At 49.6% G+C, this 20,503-nt stretch carries 24 protein-coding genes; 13 read left to right on the top strand and 11 right to left on the bottom strand.

The genetic code is table 11. From position 1 onward, the window contains the following. Positions 1-3 precede the first annotated feature (3 nt). Both GWC94_RS08885 and GWC94_RS08880 read right to left on the bottom strand, forming a co-directional pair. Positions 4-273, bottom strand: a complete 270-nt coding sequence (locus tag GWC94_RS08885; RefSeq protein ID WP_161834684.1) for a hypothetical protein — start codon at positions 271-273, stop codon at positions 4-6. A gap of 74 nt (positions 274-347) precedes the next feature. Further along, positions 348-728, bottom strand: coding sequence for a hypothetical protein (locus GWC94_RS08880; RefSeq protein WP_161834683.1), 381 nt, complete (start codon positions 726-728; stop codon positions 348-350). Positions 729-1,013: 285 nt separating this feature from the next. Between GWC94_RS08880 and GWC94_RS08875 the strand changes: the two genes are divergently transcribed. Beyond that, a complete protein-coding gene (locus GWC94_RS08875; protein WP_161834682.1) occupies positions 1,014-1,640 on the top strand; it encodes a DUF4142 domain-containing protein in 627 nt (208 codons plus the stop codon). A gap of 25 nt (positions 1,641-1,665) precedes the next feature. Here the strand turns inward: GWC94_RS08875 and GWC94_RS08870 are convergent, their stop codons facing one another. From GWC94_RS08870 to GWC94_RS08860, 3 genes are all read right to left on the bottom strand, one after another. Further along, the gene (locus GWC94_RS08870) at positions 1,666-2,445 is read right to left on the bottom strand and encodes a CHAD domain-containing protein (RefSeq protein ID WP_161834681.1); all 780 of its coding nucleotides are present in this window, start codon (positions 2,443-2,445) and stop codon (positions 1,666-1,668) included. A 142-nt stretch (positions 2,446-2,587) separates the two neighbouring features. After that, positions 2,588-2,833 carry a hypothetical protein gene (locus tag GWC94_RS08865; protein WP_161834680.1) on the bottom strand — a complete coding sequence of 82 codons (246 nt, stop codon included), beginning with the start codon at positions 2,831-2,833 and terminating at the stop codon, positions 2,588-2,590. 209 nt (positions 2,834-3,042) lie between these two features. Then, positions 3,043-3,744, bottom strand: a complete 702-nt coding sequence (locus tag GWC94_RS08860; protein ID WP_161834679.1) for a YciE/YciF ferroxidase family protein — start codon at positions 3,742-3,744, stop codon at positions 3,043-3,045. Positions 3,745-3,958: 214 nt separating this feature from the next. On the opposite strand from GWC94_RS08860, the gene GWC94_RS08855 reads away from it, so the two are divergent. From GWC94_RS08855 to GWC94_RS08845, 3 genes are all read left to right on the top strand, one after another. After that, positions 3,959-4,138 (top strand): hypothetical protein, encoded by a 180-nt coding sequence (locus tag GWC94_RS08855; protein WP_161834678.1) that lies wholly within the window; start codon positions 3,959-3,961, stop codon positions 4,136-4,138. Between the two features lie 268 nt (positions 4,139-4,406). Next, positions 4,407-4,814: a response regulator gene (locus GWC94_RS08850; RefSeq protein WP_161834677.1), complete on the top strand. Its 408-nt coding sequence runs from the start codon at positions 4,407-4,409 to the stop codon at positions 4,812-4,814. After that, entirely contained in the window at positions 4,801-5,034 is a 234-nt protein-coding gene (locus GWC94_RS08845; protein ID WP_161834676.1) for a hypothetical protein, read from the top strand. Before GWC94_RS08850 ends, GWC94_RS08845 begins: the two co-directional genes overlap by 14 nt. 8 nt (positions 5,035-5,042) lie before the next feature. Here the strand turns inward: GWC94_RS08845 and GWC94_RS08840 are convergent, their stop codons facing one another. The 3 genes from GWC94_RS08840 to GWC94_RS08830 all read right to left on the bottom strand — a co-directional run bounded on the left by GWC94_RS08840 (position 5,043) and on the right by GWC94_RS08830 (position 6,990). Next, positions 5,043-5,276 carry a helix-turn-helix domain-containing protein gene (locus GWC94_RS08840; protein WP_202628677.1) on the bottom strand — a complete coding sequence of 78 codons (234 nt, stop codon included), beginning with the start codon at positions 5,274-5,276 and terminating at the stop codon, positions 5,043-5,045. A gap of 97 nt (positions 5,277-5,373) precedes the next feature. Continuing rightward, a complete protein-coding gene (locus tag GWC94_RS08835; RefSeq protein WP_161834675.1) occupies positions 5,374-5,574 on the bottom strand; it encodes a hypothetical protein in 201 nt (66 codons plus the stop codon). 261 nt (positions 5,575-5,835) lie between these two features. After that, complete coding sequence (locus GWC94_RS08830; protein WP_161834674.1) at positions 5,836-6,990, bottom strand: sensor histidine kinase; 1,155 nt, start codon at positions 6,988-6,990, stop codon at positions 5,836-5,838. A gap of 154 nt (positions 6,991-7,144) precedes the next feature. Between GWC94_RS08830 and GWC94_RS08825 the strand changes: the two genes are divergently transcribed. Continuing rightward, a complete protein-coding gene (locus GWC94_RS08825) occupies positions 7,145-7,498 on the top strand; it encodes a response regulator transcription factor (RefSeq protein WP_161834673.1) in 354 nt (117 codons plus the stop codon). Positions 7,499-7,832: 334 nt separating this feature from the next. On the opposite strand, the gene GWC94_RS16835 is transcribed toward GWC94_RS08825, so the two are convergent. The 3 genes from GWC94_RS16835 to GWC94_RS08810 all read right to left on the bottom strand — a co-directional run bounded on the left by GWC94_RS16835 (position 7,833) and on the right by GWC94_RS08810 (position 10,225). Beyond that, positions 7,833-8,207, bottom strand: a complete 375-nt coding sequence (locus GWC94_RS16835; protein WP_161834672.1) for a VOC family protein — start codon at positions 8,205-8,207, stop codon at positions 7,833-7,835. 111 nt (positions 8,208-8,318) lie between these two features. Continuing rightward, complete coding sequence (locus tag GWC94_RS08815) at positions 8,319-8,684, bottom strand: response regulator (RefSeq protein ID WP_161834671.1); 366 nt, start codon at positions 8,682-8,684, stop codon at positions 8,319-8,321. Then, on the bottom strand, positions 8,681-10,225 hold the full coding sequence (locus GWC94_RS08810; RefSeq protein WP_317163482.1) for an ATP-binding protein: 1,545 nt from the start codon (positions 10,223-10,225) through the stop codon (positions 8,681-8,683). The genes GWC94_RS08815 and GWC94_RS08810 overlap by 4 nt, the downstream gene beginning before the upstream one ends. 343 nt (positions 10,226-10,568) lie before the next feature. On the opposite strand from GWC94_RS08810, the gene GWC94_RS08805 reads away from it, so the two are divergent. The 8 genes from GWC94_RS08805 to GWC94_RS08770 all read left to right on the top strand — a co-directional run bounded on the left by GWC94_RS08805 (position 10,569) and on the right by GWC94_RS08770 (position 20,464). After that, on the top strand, positions 10,569-11,900 hold the full coding sequence (locus GWC94_RS08805; RefSeq protein ID WP_161834669.1) for a sigma-54-dependent transcriptional regulator: 1,332 nt from the start codon (positions 10,569-10,571) through the stop codon (positions 11,898-11,900). 264 nt (positions 11,901-12,164) lie between these two features. Continuing rightward, positions 12,165-12,242: a potassium-transporting ATPase subunit F gene (locus GWC94_RS17115; RefSeq protein ID WP_161835783.1), complete on the top strand. Its 78-nt coding sequence runs from the start codon at positions 12,165-12,167 to the stop codon at positions 12,240-12,242. 2 nt (positions 12,243-12,244) lie between these two features. Further along, complete coding sequence (gene kdpA, locus GWC94_RS08795) at positions 12,245-13,945, top strand: potassium-transporting ATPase subunit KdpA (RefSeq protein ID WP_161834668.1); 1,701 nt, start codon at positions 12,245-12,247, stop codon at positions 13,943-13,945. A gap of 9 nt (positions 13,946-13,954) precedes the next feature. Further along, a complete protein-coding gene (gene kdpB / locus GWC94_RS08790) occupies positions 13,955-15,997 on the top strand; it encodes a potassium-transporting ATPase subunit KdpB (protein WP_161834667.1) in 2,043 nt (680 codons plus the stop codon). A gap of 10 nt (positions 15,998-16,007) precedes the next feature. Further along, complete coding sequence (locus GWC94_RS08785; RefSeq protein ID WP_161834666.1) at positions 16,008-16,562, top strand: potassium-transporting ATPase subunit C; 555 nt, start codon at positions 16,008-16,010, stop codon at positions 16,560-16,562. Positions 16,563-16,570: 8 nt separating this feature from the next. Further along, positions 16,571-17,647, top strand: coding sequence for a porin (locus GWC94_RS08780; protein ID WP_161834665.1), 1,077 nt, complete (start codon positions 16,571-16,573; stop codon positions 17,645-17,647). Position 17,648: 1 nt separating this feature from the next. Then, positions 17,649-18,770 (top strand): sensor protein KdpD, encoded by a 1,122-nt coding sequence (locus tag GWC94_RS08775; protein WP_161834664.1) that lies wholly within the window; start codon positions 17,649-17,651, stop codon positions 18,768-18,770. Beyond that, positions 18,770-20,464, top strand: coding sequence for a sensor histidine kinase (locus GWC94_RS08770; RefSeq protein WP_161834663.1), 1,695 nt, complete (start codon positions 18,770-18,772; stop codon positions 20,462-20,464). The genes GWC94_RS08775 and GWC94_RS08770 overlap by 1 nt, the downstream gene beginning before the upstream one ends. The last annotated feature ends 39 nt before the right edge of the window (positions 20,465-20,503 follow it).

Raw genomic sequence — 20,503 nt, 5'->3', positions numbered from 1 at the left:
GGTTTATTTGCGGAGGTATTTTATTTGTCCCTCACGCAACTTGATCCTTGTGTTTTTTTGAAGGTGCTGGTATTGGTCAACCAGTTGTCTCAATTGGTTGTTGATGAGATCGAACTGCGAATAGAAATACTCGAGCAGGGCGATATCGTTCTTTAATTCAGTCAGAAAACGATCGGGCGCGGTTTGCGCCGGTGGCAGTGCTTCCAGCTGTCTGATGGAAGCATCTGCGCACCGCACGAAACTGCCGTGCCGGTACGCGGTGATGAGTCCCATATACCTGTGTTTAGGAATAAAAAATCCAACAGCGCACACAATGGTGCCGCCGTTGCTACAGAACGGTGATCGGGTTAGATAAGGGACTGTTCGGGAGGGGGAGAAAATACCGTGGAATGGTCTTCCTGTTGCAGGTGGGTATTGCGGGGCAGCTGCAACTGGCGGCGGGCGGGCTGCTGCCATCCGGTGATCTCCTGTTGCGGAGCCGTGCTGCTGAAGGCGATAAAAGGTGCGTATTTATGGGCAAGCTTCTGCAGCGGATGCCTGTCCTCGTTGGGTCGCTCGGCTATTGCGTTGTTATTGCCCAAAACGGATTCGATCAGGTATTCCGAAAAGGAATCGGTATCGTCGAACCGCTCCAGGAATACACAGGCAAAACCGTTGCAGGTATAATCCACATCAACACTGACGTCGAGAATATACACCGCTAACAGCAGCACCATCAGTTTTGCCAAACCATATCGTATCCTGTTGATCAAAATCAGCCGCAAAGCTACCGGCGTTTACCGGCAGCATCACCCGTTATGCGTTAACAATTTGTTTCCCTGAGGTTACCAAATTGTTACCTGTGATGACCGGATAAATAAGCGGATTACCTGGGACGAACGGGTAAACCGCCCTCATATGGGGGAAATTATTCATCAATGAACAGCGGCAGGGCGGTAAAAGCCCATTGCTGCCGCTGCGTACAAGGAAGCGCATCATGGCATATCGTTTGGATGATACCTCAAAACATTGTTATGAAAAGAGTACAGATGCTTGGCTGTAGCCTGGTGCTGCTGCTGGGCCTGGCCTGCAACAGCACGTCTTCTGACGAAGTAAAGGAAGCCAAGCAGGATAATGCCCGCAAACTCGACAGCCAGCAGAGAACCGATGGCAACGGTGTTAACCCGATTCCCGAAAAAGGCGATATGAACTTCCTGGTGAATGTATACAGTATGAGCCTGTTTGACCAGCGGCTGTCGCGTATGGTAGCCGAGAAGAAGGGGCATATAAGACTGCAACGGTTTGCTTCGATGCTCACCAAAGACCACCAGGCGCTGGATAAGCAGGTCACCGGTCTTGCCGCGGCCAAGCAGGTAACCCTGCCCGCCGATATATCCAACCGGCAGCAACGCGAGATAGACCGTTTGCAGCGTACCGCGGGCGATGCTTTCAATCGCTCCTGTGTGGATGTGCTGTACGATGTGCACCGCCGGATGATCAGGGATTTTGAAAACCAGGCAAAGAATGCCGGTGATGCGGTTATCAAAACATTTGCCGCAGGTGCCTTGCCCGGCCTGTACTCGCACCTGGATTCACTGGGCAGCCTGCGAAAACAGTTCCCTCCGTTAAAAGATTCCACCTATATCCCGGTGCTGCAATAACCTGCGGCACCGCTCCGGGTTATTTTTACCGGAATACTGAGGGCAACAATTTGCCGGATGTCTGCAGGTGTTTTTTTGCTTTTTTCTGCCAGTGCCGGTGCAGGTAGTCGAGACAATGCTGCTCGTCTGTATTTAACGCCAGCCGTTGTTTCGCCCGTATCAGGTGGTCAGACACTACGCATGCATCGTGCCATTTGCCCAGCTCATCGGAGATACGCTCTGCCGAGGGCAGCGAAATCTTTTTGTTTTTCAGGCCTGCCGCTTTTTCGGCATAGTGCAGGGCCTTGATCCTTTTTCGCAGTAAGTGAAAATTCGCTTTGTTGAAATAGCCGCTGTCCGCTTTTTTGGCGAGCCGGCGTATTTTTTTGTCCAGCCAGGTTTTCGTTTCTTCGCGGTTCATTTTTGTCAGCGCCAGTTCCAGTTCCCGCGGTGCCTGCCGCAACGCTTTTTCGATGTTTTTTTTCAGCAGCAGGAAACGGCTTTTTTCTTTTGCCAGCTGCGCTTCCAGGTATTGTGAAAAACTGCTGGCATCCATAGAGGGGGGTAACCCGCCGATATAGCCGATCTCCAGCTGCAGTTCGCGGATGCATCCCGCCTGTTTAAACAGTTTCCGCAAAGCGGTGAGGTAAGAGCCGGTAGCGCCCTGCCTGCGGTCCGTACCGGAAAGTCTCACCACCGCCCGGATCTTTTTGATACTTACGCGCAGGTCGTGAAACGTATCCGGCGTATAATGCGCCATCCGCTTCTCCGATAAACCGGTTATCGCGGCCATTTGTGTATGCAGGTAGGTAAGAAGCTGTTTCACGGGCGTAGGTTCTTTGGTAAAGTTACCGCACCCGGCTGCGGGTAAAGCTGATGCATATCATGTCTGCGCATGTTGTTAGCGGTCGGTGGCGGTATGTTTTCGCGCCGGACCCGGCTGCAGCATATAATGTCCGTAAACATGGCTACAGCCTGCGCAACGGCCTGCTTTTGATAAAAGAAAAAGGTGTTTGCCGTTTACGGTGGGCAGGGTTGCGCATCTCTGCCTGGTAACGCTGCAGCAATTCGCTTGCAAGGCAGAAGGAATAATCGCATTCGATAAAGAAATACATGGCCAGTTCTTCCGTGCAATGGAATTTATCGGCCAGATACCTGACACCGGCGATACCGGTATTATCGGTGATGGAATGGGAAATGGGTATCACTGTCATAAAGTGCATATAGAAAATCCCATGCCCCGCCGTACCGATGACAGAAACAAGGGAGCAGGATTGCCCGCCGATAATTTTCCACACTAATAAGGAACAGCGACCCATATATTGCCGCTGTTCCTGAAGCATTAAGTCGTCTGCTGCGGATTCAAATGCCGGACAAAACGCAGCAGCCGCCATTCGGGGCAGATGAGCCGAATCCGAAACGACTATTTTTTTGCGTCTTCTTCTTCCTCGTCTTCATCCGTATCCTCCTCCGGCTCTTCCTCCTGTTCTTCTTCGTCTGTGTCTTCTTCCCCGTCTTCTTTGTTTTCTTCCGCAGCCTGGTAGTTGATATCGTTCTCTGCAATACCGGTAAGTGTTTCATCCGCCTCTTTTTCTTCTTCGAGGGTGGTGTTCAGCAGATCGGCAATGGTCTGGAGTCCCATGGTTGCTGCCAGCTGGCGCAGACCACCGTAGGTGGCGATCTCGTAGTGCTCCGCTTTCTGTGCCGCCATAATCACCGCCACATCGCGGGTGGCCGTGCCCTGTTCGGTGTCTTCGATCACCGATTCGGTTTCGGCGATAATGCCTTCCATCGCCTCGCATTTTTTGGCCTGCGCTTTTTCTCCCAGCTGGCCGAAAATATCTTCGAGGCGGGCAACATGTTCCCTGGTTACGTCCAGGTGTTCGCCAAGTGCATCCTTCAGTTCTTCCGAACCGGCGGCTTTCTGCAGCCTGGGGAGGGAGGTAACCAGTTTCTTTTCCGCCCAGTAGATGTCTTTCAGCTCGTCTATGAAATACTCTCTCAGCAGTGGCTCGGTGTTTTCGGTCTGCCTGTTCTTTTGTGTTGCCGTTCTGGTTCTTGCCGGCGTCTGTTTCTTTGCAGTAGATTTTCTTGCTGTCTTTCTGCGTGCAGTGGTGTTTACCATGATTGTTTTTTTTGTGTGAAGTGTAATGATATAAGGAATGCGCTCACAATATTGTGCCATTGGTCAGCTGGTGCAGTTTGCCGGGATTTGTAGCGTATTTTACACGCTGCGGTCTTTTTATACCACAGCTGAACAGCCTATTCTGTGGAAACCCCAACAGGGGCGGTCATCAATGAACGGGTATGCCGTTTTTACAGCGGGTAGCACAAAGGATATGAAGAAAAGAAAAAAGCCGCGGGGCACCGCATGGCAAAAAAAGACACAAAAGAAAGTTGCGGACAAAACAACTGCAAACGCTGCAAATGCCCTGTCTGATACAGACAGAAAAATATTTGAAGCCAGCCTGCTGGTGCAGAAGGAGTTGAAGGAGATTTCCGCAAATTTCCCGCAATAACGTTGCTGCCGTTTATTCTGCCGGTGGCACTGGTAGCGCGCCCGATTGCGGCTTGCTGTAGCGTAATGTCTACACCAATAAATACAATGTGCGGACATCGAATAATAAATTTTCCAGCCCGCGGAAATCAGATACCTTTATATCGCCCTATCGCTTCAGATAGCGCGTCAGCTACATAACTTATTCCCGGGCCGTATGGCTTGCTATTTACCACAGACCACGACCCGGTCTGTGCACGTTCATTATTTGTTGCATAAATCCAAAATGTATGAAAAGACACATATTACTTATCGACGATGATAAAGACGAGATGATCATTCTCTCGGAAGCGCTGAAATATGCCGGTTCAGGTCACAAATGTACCTGGGCCCAGGGTGTGGATCATGCACTGAAAATGCTGAACTACCTGAAACCCGATATGATATTCATTGATATGAACATGCCGGTAAAAGACGGTATTGAAGGCATTGCCCGGATACGCGCTGTTCACGGGTTGAAAGCCGTTCCGGTTGTTCTGTATTCCAACCATATAGAGTATGCTGCGGGAATGGCCATTGAAGCGGGCGCGGATTTCTGCATACAGAAGCCGTCCTCGCTCGAAGGGTTGTCTGTGGTGGTGCGGGAACTTTTTGAACATGTTGATCATTCTGTAAAACGATTGTATGAATTACCTTGATAACGCTATTGCCGACCTGCCTTTCAGCGAAGAGATGAAAACGGCCTGTCTGCAAAACCATGTTCTTACCCTGCGCCAGCTGCTGTCGTTGCCCATTGAACAGGTGATACAGGATACCTGGCTTACCATGCCCATGCTGGAAGAACTGCAGCAATTTGTAAAAAACAGCGCGATTATCGTTCCGGGTATGAACGGAGAACAAAAAAACGGGAACGAATGAACAGATAATTACTTTCTCCTGGGTTTACCAAGTAATTCGGTGGCGGTCGTATCCAGTGCAATAGACAATTGCATCAGGGTTAATATGGTGATATTGATCGTTCCTTTTTCAATTTTGGATATCTTGCTGTTGTCGATTCCGCATCTGTCCGAAAGATCGCGCAGACTCCATCCTTTTTTTTCACGCAGTCGCCGGAGGTTGTTGCCGAGCTTCTGCAGTACAACCGCTTCATTGATTTCCATAATGAAAAGATACGGCAAAAGCCGTAACGTTTGGATCCGCGAACCGGGTCCAAACGGAAAATTCCTTTGTTAAATAAACGGGTTGCGTAAACAGATGCTATAGGCTTCGCTTCTTTTTGATATAGGTATTTACGAGGAAGTATGTATTGATCCTTCCCTTGATCGCACCCAACTCCCCCGCCACGCGGAGTACCTCCTCGCGGGTGACGCTGTATTTTTGCTCTATTTCCTGGAAAAAGCTTTCCAGTCCTGCATAAATTGCATCGCGTTTTTGACTACCTCTTTGCCTGGTTGCCATAAGATTGATTTAAGTGATAACAATAGTGAAACTGCCAGCAGTTGCCGCCTGCTGATTGCAGGGGCCTGAGGATATGTAGCTACCGGGCGCTGACAGCGGCCGGGAACGGCCGGTTGGCCGTTTGTTTAATATGCCAAATAAATATGCCGCCCGTTTCTTCCACAAAACAGGCCGGAAACCGCCGGTTGGCTGCCCCGGGGTGACCCTTATTTTCCGCAAAAAAAACCGGCATAGGGTTTGCGGTTTTAAAAGTCCGCACGGTCAGGCAAGATTCTCTTCAAGGTAGCAATGAAACACACTGCCTTTCCCCGGCGCACTTTCCGCTTCAATAAAGCCGCCGTGCAGTTCGGTGATCTTTTTGCAGAGCGCAAGCCCCACGCCCGATCCTCCGAACCTTTTCTTATCGATACGCATAAACACGCGGAAAATATCTTTTGCATACTGCGGGTCGAAACCGATGCCGTTATCGGTAAACCGGATGACCAGGTAGGTGGCGGATGGATCTGCCTCTTTAAAGGACAAACCGGTGCCGCTTACGCTTTCTGTGCTGATACCGATTACGGGCCGGTTACCCGGTACCTGAAATTTCAGCGCATTGCCGATGATGTGCTGGAACAGCTGCGCCAGCATTACCTGGTTACCCCTGTACACCGGCAGGTTAGCGGCGTGTACGATGGCGCCGCTTGCGGCAATGGGTTCCTGCAGCCTGCTTACGGTAATAGACAGCACGGTCTGCAGATCAACATCGGCGAAGCCGGAAGACTGGCGGGAACGGCCGGACAGGTTCAGCAGGTCGTCGGCCAGTAACCGCATGCGCTGCAATGCCCCCTGTATGTGCCGGAAGGATATTTTTCCGCTTGCGGATAACTTCCCCGATTCTTCCGTCAGTAAATGCTCTACGCTGGTGTAGATATGCTGCATCGGTTCCTTGAACTCGTGGCTTGTGAGATGGGAATAGGCCTGTAACTCGGCGTTCTGCCGTTTTAACTCCCTGTTCTTGCCGGCTAAGGAACGGTTCAGTTCTTTGAGCGAGGTTTCGGTTTTTATGCGGTGCGATACATCGTGAAGCACCAGCATGATGGCGGTAACCGTTGCAGTGCCCGTTCTGATGGGAATACAGTGGCTCTCATATTTTCCTTCCGGGTACGCCGAATGTTCAGCTGCAATAAAAGAATGGTATCCGTTTTTTGCCTGCTGCAGCGCATCAAGCGAGGGCTGGTGAGTGCCGATGCCGGGAAGAACGGAAAAAAAATGCCTGCCGACCGCATCCGCTTCGCTGATACCGGTAAACAGGCTGCACTGCCTGTTCCATAATTGCACGCGGTAATCGGGATCGAGTACGATGGTACCGTCGATAGTGGCATCGATCAGGTATGCCGTAAAATCATTGGTGAAACGTTGGGTTTCCTCTGGCATATTGGATGTTCGCTTAGCGATGTAAATGATCCATAACGATCGTTTTGACATGCGGTCTTGCAAGACCGCAGCAAAGATGGCGTTTTTTTTGGGCAGAAAAAAGATAACTTCACCGGCCCATACTTGGTATTTGTCCTGAAAACAGGAACCGATCATGAAGAAACTTCTGGTTGTGGAAGACGATGAAGCGATCAGGGATGCCTTATCCCTGGTGTTTACAAACGGCGATATAGCATTATCCCTCCACGAAGAAGGCTCGCAGATACTCTCTGAACAGGTGATGGCGCCCGATGTGTTCCTGATCGATAAAAACCTGCCGGGTGTAAGCGGCACCGATATCTGGCTGTTCATCAAACAAAGCAGCGCCTACCGCCATGTTCCGGTGGTGATGTTTTCTGCAAGCCCTTCCATCGTGCTGCTGGCCGCCGAGATCGGCGCCGATGCGGTGATCACCAAACCTTTTTCCCTTTCGGTGCTACGCGATACCATCGCTAAACTGATCGGCTGATCCTGTTCCCCACCCGATATTTTTTTCGTAAACTTCCCCCATGGCGGAGCAGCAGCCCGGCATTTTGCTGCATCGCGGATTTTATTCCACCCTGAAACCGGCATTCTGCGGGCATAATTTATGGACTTCCCGGTAAGCGCTGTCGTTGCTGCGATGCACAGCCGGCAACCGGCAGCGAAAAAATAAAAGCAACACAACAATAGGAGAACAGTTACGAAACGGACCCCTGTGTTTATGGCGGGTCCCTTTTTAGCGCCCGGGCATGGGGGCACCGATAAAAGAAAAGCGCTTTGCCTCAACAAAACGCTTTCTTTTATAATAGACCTGGTGTCTTTTACGCAGGTTCCCAGAGTTCAATTGCATTGCCCTCGGGATCCAGGATATGCACGAATTTGCCGTAGTCGTAAGAACTGATCTCGTCGATAATGGTTACGCCCTCTTTCTTCAATGTCTCTACCAGTGCTTCCAGGTTGGCAACCCGGTAATTGATCATGAATTCTTTTTTGGAGGGATCAAAGTACTTTGTATTTGCCGGAAAAGTATTCCAGGCAGTATAACCCAGCTGCTCTGCATTGTCTTTTTCCCGCCATTCAAAACCGCCGCCATATTCTCCCGACTCGATGCCGAGGTTCTTTGCATACCAGTCTTTCATTTTTTGCGTGTCTTCGCATTTGAAAAAGATGCCTCCTATGCCGGTTACTTTTTTCATGATCGGAACGATTTGTATGACCAAGGATACGTATTTAAATGAACAAAACAAAGCCCGGTAAACCAGGCCGCTATCGCATCTGTTCGCTGCGGTAATGGCGGCGTCCCGCGATCAGCGGGGAAAGGAAACGGCATGCCGGTCCACGATCGCTTTGATGGCGCTGATGGTAAACGGTTTTTCCAGGTAACCGTCCGCGCAGCTGCCCGCCTCCGTTTCAGCCAGGTCGGGACTGGCAGACAGCAGCAGTACCGGAATGTTCCGGTATTTTGGTGCCTGTTTGATAAAGCGGCATAGCTCGCCGCCATCTGTTCCGGCAATGTTTTTATCGAGGACAAAGATATCGGGGGATGCAATGCCGGTATTCCATATGGGCTCCCCGGTATCGAGTGCGGTAAGTTCGTAGCCGGGCGGGGTAAAGATGGCGGAGAATGCATCGCGGATTGCATAGTCGTCTTCCACGAGGATCATTTTCATCATGGCCGCGGGGTTGAATAGGGGAGTGAAAAAATGAAAGTGGATCCTTTGCCGGGCGCGCTGCGGAGCCAGAGTTTTCCATGATGGCGGGTTATGATCTGTGATGCGATATACAGACCCAGCCCCATACCCGGGTAGGTGCTCCTGTTCTCCGAAATCACCCGGTAAAAGCGGTCAAAGATTTTTGACTGATCCGATTCGGGTATGCCCAAACCCTGGTCGCTCACGCTGATCTCGGCGGTATGTTCCCGCCGGGTGCAGGTAACCACGATCTCGCTTGTTTTGGGAGAATATTTGATTGCGTTGGACAGCAGGTTGGTCAGTACCTGGCCAATGCGTTCGCGGTCGGCCGGCAGGCGGGGCAACGGTTGCTCGGCCTGTATAGTAAACCGGTGACCGGTGGTGGGTCTTAACTCGTTTACGCGGTCTTCCACCAGTTCGCAGAGATCCAGCGATTCAAGCGCCAGCCGCAATTGTCCCTCTGCAATACGGGTGGTATCGAGCAATGTGTTGATCAGATGGATCAGCCGGTCGATCTGGCCATTGAGTTTTGACACCATATCGGCATCCTGCGGGGTACCGATCAGTTCCATTTTTTCCTTTACGATCTCGCCGTAGACCTTCATGCTCGTAACAGGCGTTTTGAGTTCATGGCTTGCCACGCCGATAAAATCATCCCGCAGTTTCAGCAATCGTTTCAATTCGATTTCACTGGCCTGCAACGCTTCGTCGGCTTTTTTGCGTTCGGTGATGTTTTCCGACAGCAATAGCAGCTGGTCATCCGCCACGGGGTAGGCATATACCTGAAACCATTTGTCCATGGCAGCAAACCGGTGTTCGATGCGCTGCGGGGTGTTTTGCGTGATCACCTGTTCATAGACCTGTATCCAGGAATCTTCGATCTGGGGAAACACTTCCAGCAGTGTGCGGTTGATTGCTTCCGACACCGGTATGCCCATCAGGCGTTCAAAGGCCGGGTTCAGTTCCAGCATGCGTGCATCCACGGCTTTGCCCGATTCATCGCGGATCATTTTGACCATCGAATAACTCTGGCCCATGGTTTCAAAAAGGGTGCGGTATTTGATCTCACGCTGGCGCAGTGCATTTTCTGCACGTGCGCGTTCCGCATCGGCCCAGGTTCGTTCCGCCACCTCCCGTACCAGGCGTATTTCGTCCTCGGTCCATTGTCTCGGTCCTTCGTTGTGAAGACCGAAGATCACCTGCTCGCGTCCCTGTTTATTGAGCGCAAGCGATACGGAGGCACGCACCCGAATGGTACGCCAGGAGGCACGCACCGCTTCGTCGAAACGCGGGTCTGTTTCCGAATCGGTTACCACCACGGTCTGGTCGGTGCGGTACAGCTCGCCGATAAATCCGTCGCAAAAAGCCACATAGGGAACTTTATCCGGAACAGGGGGAAGATCGCGTACATATTGCCGAACGATGGCCGCAACGGTATCGGGCCCCTCGCCTTCCACTTCCACATACAGTGCGCGTCCTACCTGCAGGTGTTCGCCCAGCATACAGGAGGCGGTGCGTTGTATTTCGGCGGCATCCGACAGGTTACGCAGGGCATCGCTTAACCTGAGCAGGAAATCCTGCCTGGCTGAACTGCCGGCGGCAGGGGAGTCGTTGGATGGGTTTGTATTTTTCAGTGGCGGATGTTTAACGGCCCGGTCGGGTTTATCAGTGACTGCAAAATCTGCACCAAGGTACGATCAATTATCCTAAAAGCCCGTTCCGGCATACAGCGGTCTATCGGTAAAGGCTCTTGCCCCAGGTTCCATTTGAAAAATGTACCCAAAGTCTTTGTTCAGCCTTCAAACCTTTCCCAATGATTTATTTTTTGTATTTCCAGATAATATGCGTTACAATTACTTTTGTTCTATGTCTGCATCAGTACTGATAATCGACGACGAAGATGCTCTTCGGAAACTGCTTTCCCGGATTATCGGTCTGGAAGGCTTTACAGTGGAAGAGGCAGCCAGCATTAAAGCAGGTCTTTCGGTACTCGGACGAAGACAGGTGGATGTAGTACTCTGCGATGTAAAGTTGCCCGATGGGAACGGTGTTGACTTTGTGAAACAACTGAAGGCAGCTTATCCTGTTATAGAGTGCATCCTGCTTACCGCCTACGGTAATATCGGTGATGGGGTACAGGCCATCAAGAATGGCGCATTCGATTATATTACCAAAGGCAATGATAACGACAGGATCATTCCTTTACTGCACCAGGCGGTAACACGGGTTTCGGGTAATCGCATAAAGGCCGTCAGCATCCGCGAAAAAAGCGGGTACGATTTCGACAATATCATCGGCAACAGCCCTGTCATCCATGAGGCGATGCAACTAGCCAAGAAAATTGCCTTGTCTGATGCCGCCGTATTGTTGTTGGGCGAAACAGGAACCGGCAAAGAGGTATTTGCCGGCGCCATCCATTCAGGATCAAAAAGGGCCGGTCATTCGTTTATCGCGATCAACTGCAGCGCATTTACCAAAGACCTCCTGGAAGGGGAATTGTTCGGACACAAAGCCGGAGCTTATACGGGAGCATCCAAAGACAAAAAAGGACTCATACAACTGGCAGATAAAGGTACCCTGTTCCTGGATGAAATAGGCGAGCTGCCATTGGAACTCCAGGCCAAGTTGTTGCGGGTACTCGAAAATGGCGAGTTCATACGGCTGGGCGACGAAAAGACCACGCTGGTAGACATCCGTATCGTTGCCGCTACCAATCGCGATCTTGAAGCGGATATACGCAACGGACATTTCAGGGAGGATCTTTTTTACAGGTTAAACGTGTTTAGTCTTACGCTGCCGCCATTAAGGGCCAGACCCGATGATATTGTGGCTTTATCGGATCATTTCCTGAAAAAGTATGCACTGAAAGAAAACCAGCCGATACTAAAATTAAACGCGGGGGCTCTGCAACTATTGAAGCAGCACCAGTGGAAAGGTAATATCCGCGAATTAAAGAATGTATTGGAGCGCGCAGTCATACTTACAGAGGGTGAAGAGATAACACCAGCCCAGTTGCCCTACGATATTCAAAGGCAGGGAAACGCAGGACAGCATCATCTTTCATTGGCGGCCGTGGAGAAGATGCATATCAGAAGGGTTTTACAGATAACGAACGGAAATAAGACCAAGACAGCAGAACTCCTGGGTATCGGGCTGACCACTTTATACAGGAAGATCGAAGAATACGATATCCGCTGATCCTTTCATTTTGATATACGACCCTTCCATTTTGGAAGGGTTTTTTGTTGTAAGTGCCGGTCTGTAAAACAATGATTAATCAGCGAAACCATTGCCTGGCGTGGATTTCGGGGCTTTGCGCTGACTTTCATCGATTTTAGGCACCTGGTTTGGCGATCTAAAGCCAAACCGTTCAACATGCTTACCATCATTTTACTGTTCGCGGGCATACTTGGATTTGCCCTGTTCTTCAAATTCATTCACTGGTTCGAAAAAATCTGACACATGATCTATCTGTTCATTGTAGCGATACTGGTCTTTGTATACCTGGGCTACGTACTAGTAAAACCTGAAAAATTCTAATTATGAACACAGAGATACCAGGCGTGGTTATCATGTTTGCCGCCACTGTGCTGCTGGCCCTGCCCCTGGGCAGGTACATCGGAAAAGTATACCTTGGCAACCGAACCTGGGCCGATGCCATTTTTAACCCTATAGAGCGGGTGATCTTCAAAATAGCAGGCATAAAACCTACGGCTGAAATGAACTGGAAGCAGCACCTGGCGGCACTGCTTACCGTCAATTTTGTTTGGTTTCTTTTTTCCATGTTCGTGCTGATGAACATGGGTTGGCTGCCGCTTAATCCGGATAGGAACCCCTCTATATCGGCCGATCTTGCATTTAATACCACGGTCAGTTTTGTCAGCAATACCAATCTGCAGCATTACAGCGGAGAATCCGGTGTTTCATACCTGGGACAGATGGTATTGATGTTATTCCAGTTCATCAGTGCCGGTGCGGGTATGGCTGCCTGTGCAGTTGTCTTCATGGCCATGCGGGAGAAGGCAACTCATCAACTGGGTAACTTCTACAATTTTTTTGTGAAAAGCTGCACCCGTGTATTGCTGCCATTATCAATCATGGTGGCGCTGATCCTTTTGTTCAACGGTACCCCGATGAGTTTTAAGGGTAAAGCCCAATTCATTTCCCTCCAGGGAGATACGGTTAATGTTTCACGCGGCCCCGCCGCGGCCATGGTGGCGATCAAACAACTTGGAACCAATGGCGGCGGTTTCTTTGGCGCAAACTCCGCACATCCGCTGGAAAATCCCAGCTACTTTACCAATATGGTGGAGAATATGAGTATCATCCTTATCCCGATAGCCATGGTATTTGCACTGGGGTTCATATTGAAACGCAGTCGTTTTGCATGGATGGTATTTGGTGTAATGACGCTTGGTTTTGTATGGTTGCTGGTACCAACCATATACCAGGAACTGGCCGGTAATAAGGCCATCGCAACCATGGGCATTGCACAGCCACTGGGCAGCATGGAGGGTAAGGAACTGCGGTTTGGATCAGCGGCCTCCTCTTTTTGGGCAATAACAACAACCTGTACGTCGAATGGCTCTGTGAATGCGATGCACGACAGTCTCACGCCGCTCTCGGGTATGTTTGCGATGCTGGGTATGATGATCAACTCGTTCTATGGAGGAGTGGGTGTTGGGTTTCTCAACTTTTACATTTTTATCATCATTGCCGTATTTATCAGCGGATTGATGGTAGGAAGGACACCAGAATTCCTGGGAAGAAAAATAGAAGCCAAAGAAATGAAGATAGCGGCTGTCATTGCGTTGCTGCATCCGTTGCTTATACTGGCCGGCACTGCTTTATCATCGTACCTCTACGCACATAACCCGGCCTTTTCGGCCGGATGGCTCAACAATCCCGGCAATCATGGTTTCAGCGAAATGCTGTATGAGTATACCTCCTCATCTGCAAATAACGGGAGCGGTTTTGAAGGTCTGGGTGATAATACCCCTTTCTGGAATATCAGCTGCGGCATTGTTATGCTGTTGTCACGTTTTCTTCCCATCCTCGGGCCGGTTGCCATAGCGGGCCTGCTGGCCAACAAAAAGTATACCCCAGAAACCGCCGGCACACTGAAAACAGACACGGGCACTTTTGGCATCATGGTATTTGCCGTCATTTTTATTGTGGCGGCACTCAGCTTCTTCCCCGCCTTATCGCTGGGGCCGATCGCTGAATATTTTGGAATGAAATAAAAACAATGTATGAGTAATCATAAACAGAATAAGGTGTTCGACAGCAGTATTTTCAGAACGGCGATCAAGCAATCGTTTATAAAGCTCAGCCCCAGAACCACGTTCCGCAATCCGGTCATGTTCACCGTTTGGATCGGAACATTGATCATGATGGCTGTATGTGTTTGGATCGCGGCAGGGGAGGCCGCGCAGGGCAGCCTGGCTTATAACATTATAGTCACTGTTGTTCTTTTCCTCACATTACTTTTTGCCAATTTTGCTGAAGCAGTGGCAGAGGCAAGAGGGAAGGCCCAGGCGGATTCCCTTCGGAAAACACGCGAAGAAACGCCTGCCAAATGGATACAGGCCGTAGGGGAAGTGTTTGTTGATGAGATCAAAACAGTTCCGTCTTCGCAGCTAAAAAAAGGCGATGTGTTCCTTTGTGAACCGGCAGATGTGATCCCCATGGACGGGGAGATCATACAGGGGCTTGCGACGATAGATGAATCCGCCATAACGGGTGAATCAGCTCCCGTGATCAGGGAGGCCGGGGGCGATAAATCTTCGGTAACAGGTGGCACAAAGGTATTATCAGGTCGTATCAAAGTACGGGTGACCACGAAACCTGGCGAGTCTTTCCTCGATAAAATGATCGCGTTGGTGGAAGGTGCGAGCCGTCAAAAAACACCTAATGAAATAGCGTTGACTATTCTGCTGGCAAGTTTTACCCTTGTATTCATCATCGTGTGCGTAACGCTGAAACCGTTTGCTGATTATGCCAATACGCCGATCACCGTCGCTGCTTTTATCTCCCTCTTTGTTTGCCTGATACCGACCACCATCGGCGGTTTGCTTTCCGCTATCGGTATTGCGGGTATGGATCGCGCATTAAGAGCCAATGTTATCACCAAAAGCGGAAAGGCGGTTGAAACAGCCGGTGATCTCGATACGTTGCTGCTGGATAAAACAGGTACCATCACCATTGGCAACAGGAAGGCAACACATTTTCATTTGGTTCAGGGGGTGAGTAAAGAGGCCTTCATCAAGGCAGCGGTGCTGTCTTCTTTTGGTGATGAGACACCTGAAGGCAAATCCATTATTGAATTGGGCGGCATCAACCCCCTGAGTTACCAGGCGGTTAACCCGCATTTTATCCAGTTCAATGCCGAAACCAGGTGTTCCGGCATCGACTTCGAAAGTACACGAATTCGTAAAGGCGCTGCTGATGCCATAAGGAACATTGTTGAGAAGAGTGGTCACCGTTTTCCCGCTGAAGCAGATGCCTACGTTAAGCAGATTGCGGAAAATGGAGGTACACCGCTGGTGGTAAGTGAGAATGGAAAGGTGTCAGGGGTGATCGAATTGCAGGATATCATCAAACCTGGCATCCAGGAACGTTTCGACCGTCTGCGCAGGATGGGGGTGAAAACGGTGATGGTAACAGGTGACAATCCACTGACCGCAAAATACATCGCACAGAAAGCCGGAGTGGACGATTTCATTGCTGAGGCAAAGCCTGAGGATAAGATGAACTATATCCGAACGGAACAGCAGTCGGGCAAACTGGTGGCCATGATGGGCGACGGAACCAATGATGCGCCTGCACTCGCGCAGGCGGATGTAGGTGTGGCTATGAACAGCGGAACACAGGCGGCAAAGGAGGCGGGTAATATGGTTGACCTGGACAACGATCCTACCAAACTGATCGAGATCGTTGAGATCGGCAAACAATTGCTGATGACACGCGGTACGCTCACGACATTTTCTATTGCCAATGATGTCGCCAAATATTTTGCCATCGTGCCTGCCTTATTCATTGCATCGCTTCCATCTTTGCGGGGAATGAATATCATGCGGCTGCACAGTCCTGAGAGTGCGATACTGTCTGCGGTAATTTTTAACGCCATCATCATTCCGTTACTCATACCGCTTGCGCTGAAAGGGGTGGCTTACAAACCCATCGGGGCCAGTGCCTTGCTGCGACTTAACCTGCTTATCTATGGACTGGGTGGCATACTGGTCCCTTTTATCGGAATCAAATTAATCGACCTGGTAATCAGCACCTGGTTCTAAAACGATCTTTATGAAGCAACATATTTTACCGGCCATTAAACTCACGCTCGTTTGCGTGCTGTTATTCATGATAACCTACCCTGCACTGATCTGGGCTGTTGCCCAGGCAGCCCCTGCAAAAGGAGAAGGCGAAACTGTTACGGTGAACGGCAAAACAGTTGGTTATAGACTTGAAGGGCAGATGTTCAACAACGGGAGGTACTTCTGGAGCAGGCCTTCGGCCGTGGGGTACAATGCCGCAGGTAGTGCGGGCAGCAACAAAGGCCCGTCCAATCCCGATTATCTCAAAGAGGTCCAGGCAAGGATCGATACTTTTTTGGCCCATCATCCTGGAGTCAGTAAAGCCCAGCTGCCATCAGATATGGTCACTGCCAGCGGCTCAGGTCTGGATCCCGATATATCGTTGCAGGCAGCAGGGATACAGGCCGAAAGAATAGCCAAATTCAGAAATATTGCAAAAGACAAGATCGATGCCCTTATCCGGCACCATATTGAAAAATCGATCAACGGTATAGAACGGATCAATGTCTTAAGTATCAATATTGCACTCGATCAATTGAAATGAATCAAAAGATGAGAAAATTATTGTGTTTATCATTTCTGCCACTCTGTTTTCAGGCAAAAGCGCAGGACTCGGTTTCCCATCCCGTAACTGTCAGCGGTTATGTTGAAGCCTATTATTTGAAGGACTTCAACAATCCCGTCAAACATATACTGCCGGCTTTTATGTATAGTCATAACAGGTCTGGAGAACTGACTGTTAACCTGGCTTTCGTTAAAGTGGCTTATGCGGCTGCGATGGTGCGTGCCAATGTTGCAATCGCAACAGGAACCTATATGAATGCCAATCTCGCAGCGGAGCCTGGTGTGTTTAAAAATCTATACGAAGCCAACGCGGGTGTTAAGCTGTCGCGCAGCAGCGATCTCTGGCTGGATGCCGGTGTTTTTGCTTCCCATATAGGCTTTGAAAGTGCTGTAGGTAAAGATTGCTGGACACTTTCCAGGAGTATGCTGGCAGATAACTCGCCTTACTATGAATCGGGTGCTAAATTGTCCTATACCAGTCGCAACAGCAAATGGTACCTCTCGGCGCTTGTATTAAATGGATGGCAGCGGATCACACGCATAGATGGGAATACCACGCCTGCATTTGGCACACAGGCAACATTTAAGCCAAACAATAAACTGACTTTGAACAGCAGCAGCTTTATCGGAAACGACAAGCCTGATAGTGTCAGGCAGATGCGCTATTTCCATAATTTTTATGGAATAATCCAGTTGACCCAAAGACTTGCAGCCACTGCCGGCTTTGATATCGGAATGGAACGGCAGGCCAGGGGAAGCAATAAAATGAACAGATGGTATGGTACGGTTCTGATACTGAAATATAATATCTCGCAAACAACAGTATTCGCTGTTCGTGGTGAATACTACAGCGATAAAAACGGTGTGATCATTGCAACGGGCACGCCAAATGGTTTTCAGACCTGGGGATGGTCGGCTGCCTTTGATGTGGCCATCGGCGGCCATGCGCTTTGGCGTTTGGAAGCGAGATCATTGAACAGTAAGGATATGATCTTCATGAAGGATGGGAAACAGCCTGTGAATGGGAATGGTTTTATTTCAACAGCTTTAGCAATCAGCTTTTGATATGTCGAACGATGCGGCAAATAAATGGCTTGAAAAGCTTTCCCTGCGAACCAAGGGGAAACTGAAGATCTATATCGGTATGAGCGCCGGTGTGGGTAAAAGCTATCGCATGCTGCAGGAGGCGCACCGGCTGACCGCAGCGGGTGTTAACCTGAAAGTTGGTTACATAGAAACACATGACCGAAAGGAAACACAGGACCTTCTGCAGGACCTGCCCCTTGTGCCGCGGCGCGAGGTGTTTTACAAAGGGAAGCGCCTGGAGGAGTTCGATCTCCAGGCAGTCTTGCTGTTGCATCCCGATGTTGTGATCGTTGATGAACTGGCGCATACCAATATTCCAGGCAGTAAGAATGAAAAACGCTGGCAGGATGTACTGGACATACTGGAAGCCGGTATAGATGTGATCAGTGCTGTCAATATCCAGCACATTGAAAGTATCAATGATGAAGTGAAACAGATCACTGGGGTAACTGTTCATGAGCGTGTTCCCGATAAGATATTGCAGACAGCTGATGAGGTGGTGAATATTGATCTTACTGCTGATGAACTGATCACCAGGTTAAAGGAAGGAAAGATATACGATCAGCAAAAAGTGCAGCAGGCGCTTTCAAACTTCTTTCAGCCGGAAAAAATACTGCAGCTGCGTGAACTGGCGCTGAAGGAAGTGGCCGGGCAGGTGGAGCGGAAAGTGGACTATGAACTGACCACAAAAAAAACAGCATACAGGCACGAGCGTTTTTTGGCCTGTATCTCGTCCAATCATGAAACGGCGCAGAAAGTGATCAGGAAAACAGCCAGGCTGGCATCCTATTATAACAGCCATTGGTATGTATTGTATGTCCAGACACCGAAAGAATCACCCAGTCGTATCCCGCTGGCTGCACAGAGATACCTGATCAACAATTTCAAAAACGCCACCGAACAGGGGGCAGAAGTATTGCAGATAAAGGGAAATAATGTGGCCAGGATCATCATGGATGTGGTATTCGAAAAGAAGATCACAACTGTCTGCACGGGCAAGCCGCATTTCAATCTTTTCCAGGTGATACGTAAAACCGGTGTTTTTAACCAGTTACTGAAAAATCTGTCGAAGAACGAAGTAGATATCGTTATTTTATCATAGTGGCGCTTAGTGTTAAATATAAGATACGGTTTGGGACCCTGTTCCTGCTCCTGCTGCTGGTGGTATCCAGTGGGGTGGGGATCTATTACCAGTTAACGCTCGCAAAAGCCGCTAAAAATATACTGGTGGCTAATTATGAGTCGTTGCAGTATGCCCATGATATGCAGGAGCAGCTGAACAGCAGTTCCGCTTTTCCGGCCATTGCGCTGGCCCGTTTCGACAGCAGCCTGAAAAAACAGGAGCGAAACGTTACGGAGCCCGGCGAATTCCAGACTACGCGCGACTTGCGGAATGCTTATAATAGTCTTCAAAAGAATCCTTCCGATACAACAGAACGGCAGATCATCAGGGAAAGGCTTGGCCGGATACTTTCGCTGAACATGCGTGCCATTGAACGAAAAAACAAGGAGGCACAACAGGCTGCGCAAACAGCCTATACGTTTATCATACTGGTAACCTCGATATCGCTTTTGATCGGCCTGACCTTTGCCTTCAATTTTCCGTTTGTGGTAGTGACCCCTATCCGCAAACTGATGGATGCCATCAAGGAAATTTCAGTCAAGAACTATCGCTATAGGATACACCTGGAGCGTCAGGATGAATTCGGGCAGTTGGCGGCGGCCTTTAATATCATGAGTGAAAGACTGGAAGGATTTGAGAACAGCAACCTGAACAGACTGATCTTCGAAAAAGCCAGGGCTGAAGCGGTGATCAACAGTATGAAAGACGCAAGCATCGGCATCGATAAGGACAACAAACTCTTGTTCGCCAACCAGCAGGCCCTGCAATTGCTGGGTATGTCTGCTGAGGAAGCCGTCGGAAAAAAAACTGACATATTGCGCGGGCAGAACGACCTGTTCCGTTTCCTGGTAGAAAACGACAGCACAGCGCCATTTAAAATAGTGGTGGATGGCAGGGAGAATTTCTATATAAAGGAACAGGTGGATGTGGAGCAAGGTGGATCGACAAGCAAAGTGATCGTACTCAAGAACATCACTTCCTTTAAGGAGATGGATGTAGCCAAGACGAATTTTATTGCCACCGTATCGCATGAGCTTAAAACGCCGCTGGCATCTTCAGATTTCAGTTTGAAATTGCTGGAAGATAGTCGTGTTGGCAACCTCTCCGATGAACAAAAGCAATTGGTGGATCAGTTGAAAAACGACAACCAACGAATGTTGCGGATATTGAGTGAATTGTTGAATATGTCGCAGGTGGAAGCCGGGAGGATACAGCTTACCATCAGCCGCATCGATCCTTACCAGGTAATTGCCGGTTCAATTGCGGCAGTGGCAGGTGCTGCGAGAGAAAAACAGATCAGTATTGTACAAAACGTACCAGCCGGGCTTGCTCCGATCAATGGCGATGCTGATAAGATCGGGTGGGTATTAAATAATTTTTTCACCAACGCCATCAAATTTTCAGTCACCCAAGGCGTAGTAAGTCTTACTGTTGAGGATACAGAAAGCGGGTTGGTATTTTCCGTAATGGATCGTGGTCCTGGCATACCCGCTGAATACCTTATCCGGGTATTCGAGCGGTATTTCCAGGTGCCTGGCCGGCAGGATATCAAGGGCTCAGGTATCGGATTGGCCATTTGTAAGGAATTTATTGAAGCAATGGGGGGATCGGCCTGGGTGGACAGTATGCCCGGTGAAGGAAGCGTCTTCAGTTTTCGTTTGCCGAAGGTTTGATCTATCAAAACCGGGCAGATTTTATTTTAGAGCGTATCT

The organism is Sediminibacterium soli (assembly GCF_009939225.1).
Classification (GTDB): domain Bacteria; phylum Bacteroidota; class Bacteroidia; order Chitinophagales; family Chitinophagaceae; genus Sediminibacterium; species Sediminibacterium soli.
Note: the sequence above shows the minus strand (reverse complement) of the source record. Positions and strands in the feature narration are given on the sequence as shown.

Excerpts from the sequence above, each read along its gene's own strand:
- GWC94_RS08850 (WP_161834677.1), top strand. The coding sequence starts at position 4,407 with ATGAAAAGACACATATTACTTATCGACGATGATAAAGACGAGATGATC.
- GWC94_RS08805 (WP_161834669.1), top strand. The coding sequence starts at position 10,569 with ATGTCTGCATCAGTACTGATAATCGACGACGAAGATGCTCTTCGGAAA.
- GWC94_RS17115 (WP_161835783.1), top strand. The coding sequence starts at position 12,165 with ATGATCTATCTGTTCATTGTAGCGATACTGGTCTTTGTATACCTGGGC.
- GWC94_RS08860 (WP_161834679.1), bottom strand. The coding sequence starts at position 3,744 with ATGGTAAACACCACTGCACGCAGAAAGACAGCAAGAAAATCTACTGCA.
- GWC94_RS08840 (WP_202628677.1), bottom strand. The coding sequence starts at position 5,276 with ATGGAAATCAATGAAGCGGTTGTACTGCAGAAGCTCGGCAACAACCTC.
- GWC94_RS08775 (WP_161834664.1), top strand. The coding sequence starts at position 17,649 with ATGTCGAACGATGCGGCAAATAAATGGCTTGAAAAGCTTTCCCTGCGA.
- GWC94_RS08865 (WP_161834680.1), bottom strand. The coding sequence starts at position 2,833 with ATGACAGTGATACCCATTTCCCATTCCATCACCGATAATACCGGTATC.
- GWC94_RS16835 (WP_161834672.1), bottom strand. The coding sequence starts at position 8,207 with ATGAAAAAAGTAACCGGCATAGGAGGCATCTTTTTCAAATGCGAAGAC.
- GWC94_RS08785 (WP_161834666.1), top strand. The coding sequence starts at position 16,008 with ATGAAGCAACATATTTTACCGGCCATTAAACTCACGCTCGTTTGCGTG.
- GWC94_RS08875 (WP_161834682.1), top strand. The coding sequence starts at position 1,014 with ATGAAAAGAGTACAGATGCTTGGCTGTAGCCTGGTGCTGCTGCTGGGC.
- GWC94_RS08835 (WP_161834675.1), bottom strand. The coding sequence starts at position 5,574 with ATGGCAACCAGGCAAAGAGGTAGTCAAAAACGCGATGCAATTTATGCA.
- kdpA (WP_161834668.1), top strand. The coding sequence starts at position 12,245 with ATGAACACAGAGATACCAGGCGTGGTTATCATGTTTGCCGCCACTGTG.
- GWC94_RS08780 (WP_161834665.1), top strand. The coding sequence starts at position 16,571 with ATGAGAAAATTATTGTGTTTATCATTTCTGCCACTCTGTTTTCAGGCA.
- GWC94_RS08855 (WP_161834678.1), top strand. The coding sequence starts at position 3,959 with ATGAAGAAAAGAAAAAAGCCGCGGGGCACCGCATGGCAAAAAAAGACA.
- GWC94_RS08845 (WP_161834676.1), top strand. The coding sequence starts at position 4,801 with ATGAATTACCTTGATAACGCTATTGCCGACCTGCCTTTCAGCGAAGAG.
- kdpB (WP_161834667.1), top strand. The coding sequence starts at position 13,955 with ATGAGTAATCATAAACAGAATAAGGTGTTCGACAGCAGTATTTTCAGA.
- GWC94_RS08825 (WP_161834673.1), top strand. The coding sequence starts at position 7,145 with ATGAAGAAACTTCTGGTTGTGGAAGACGATGAAGCGATCAGGGATGCC.
- GWC94_RS08830 (WP_161834674.1), bottom strand. The coding sequence starts at position 6,990 with ATGCCAGAGGAAACCCAACGTTTCACCAATGATTTTACGGCATACCTG.
- GWC94_RS08885 (WP_161834684.1), bottom strand. The coding sequence starts at position 273 with ATGGGACTCATCACCGCGTACCGGCACGGCAGTTTCGTGCGGTGCGCA.
- GWC94_RS08815 (WP_161834671.1), bottom strand. The coding sequence starts at position 8,684 with ATGATGAAAATGATCCTCGTGGAAGACGACTATGCAATCCGCGATGCA.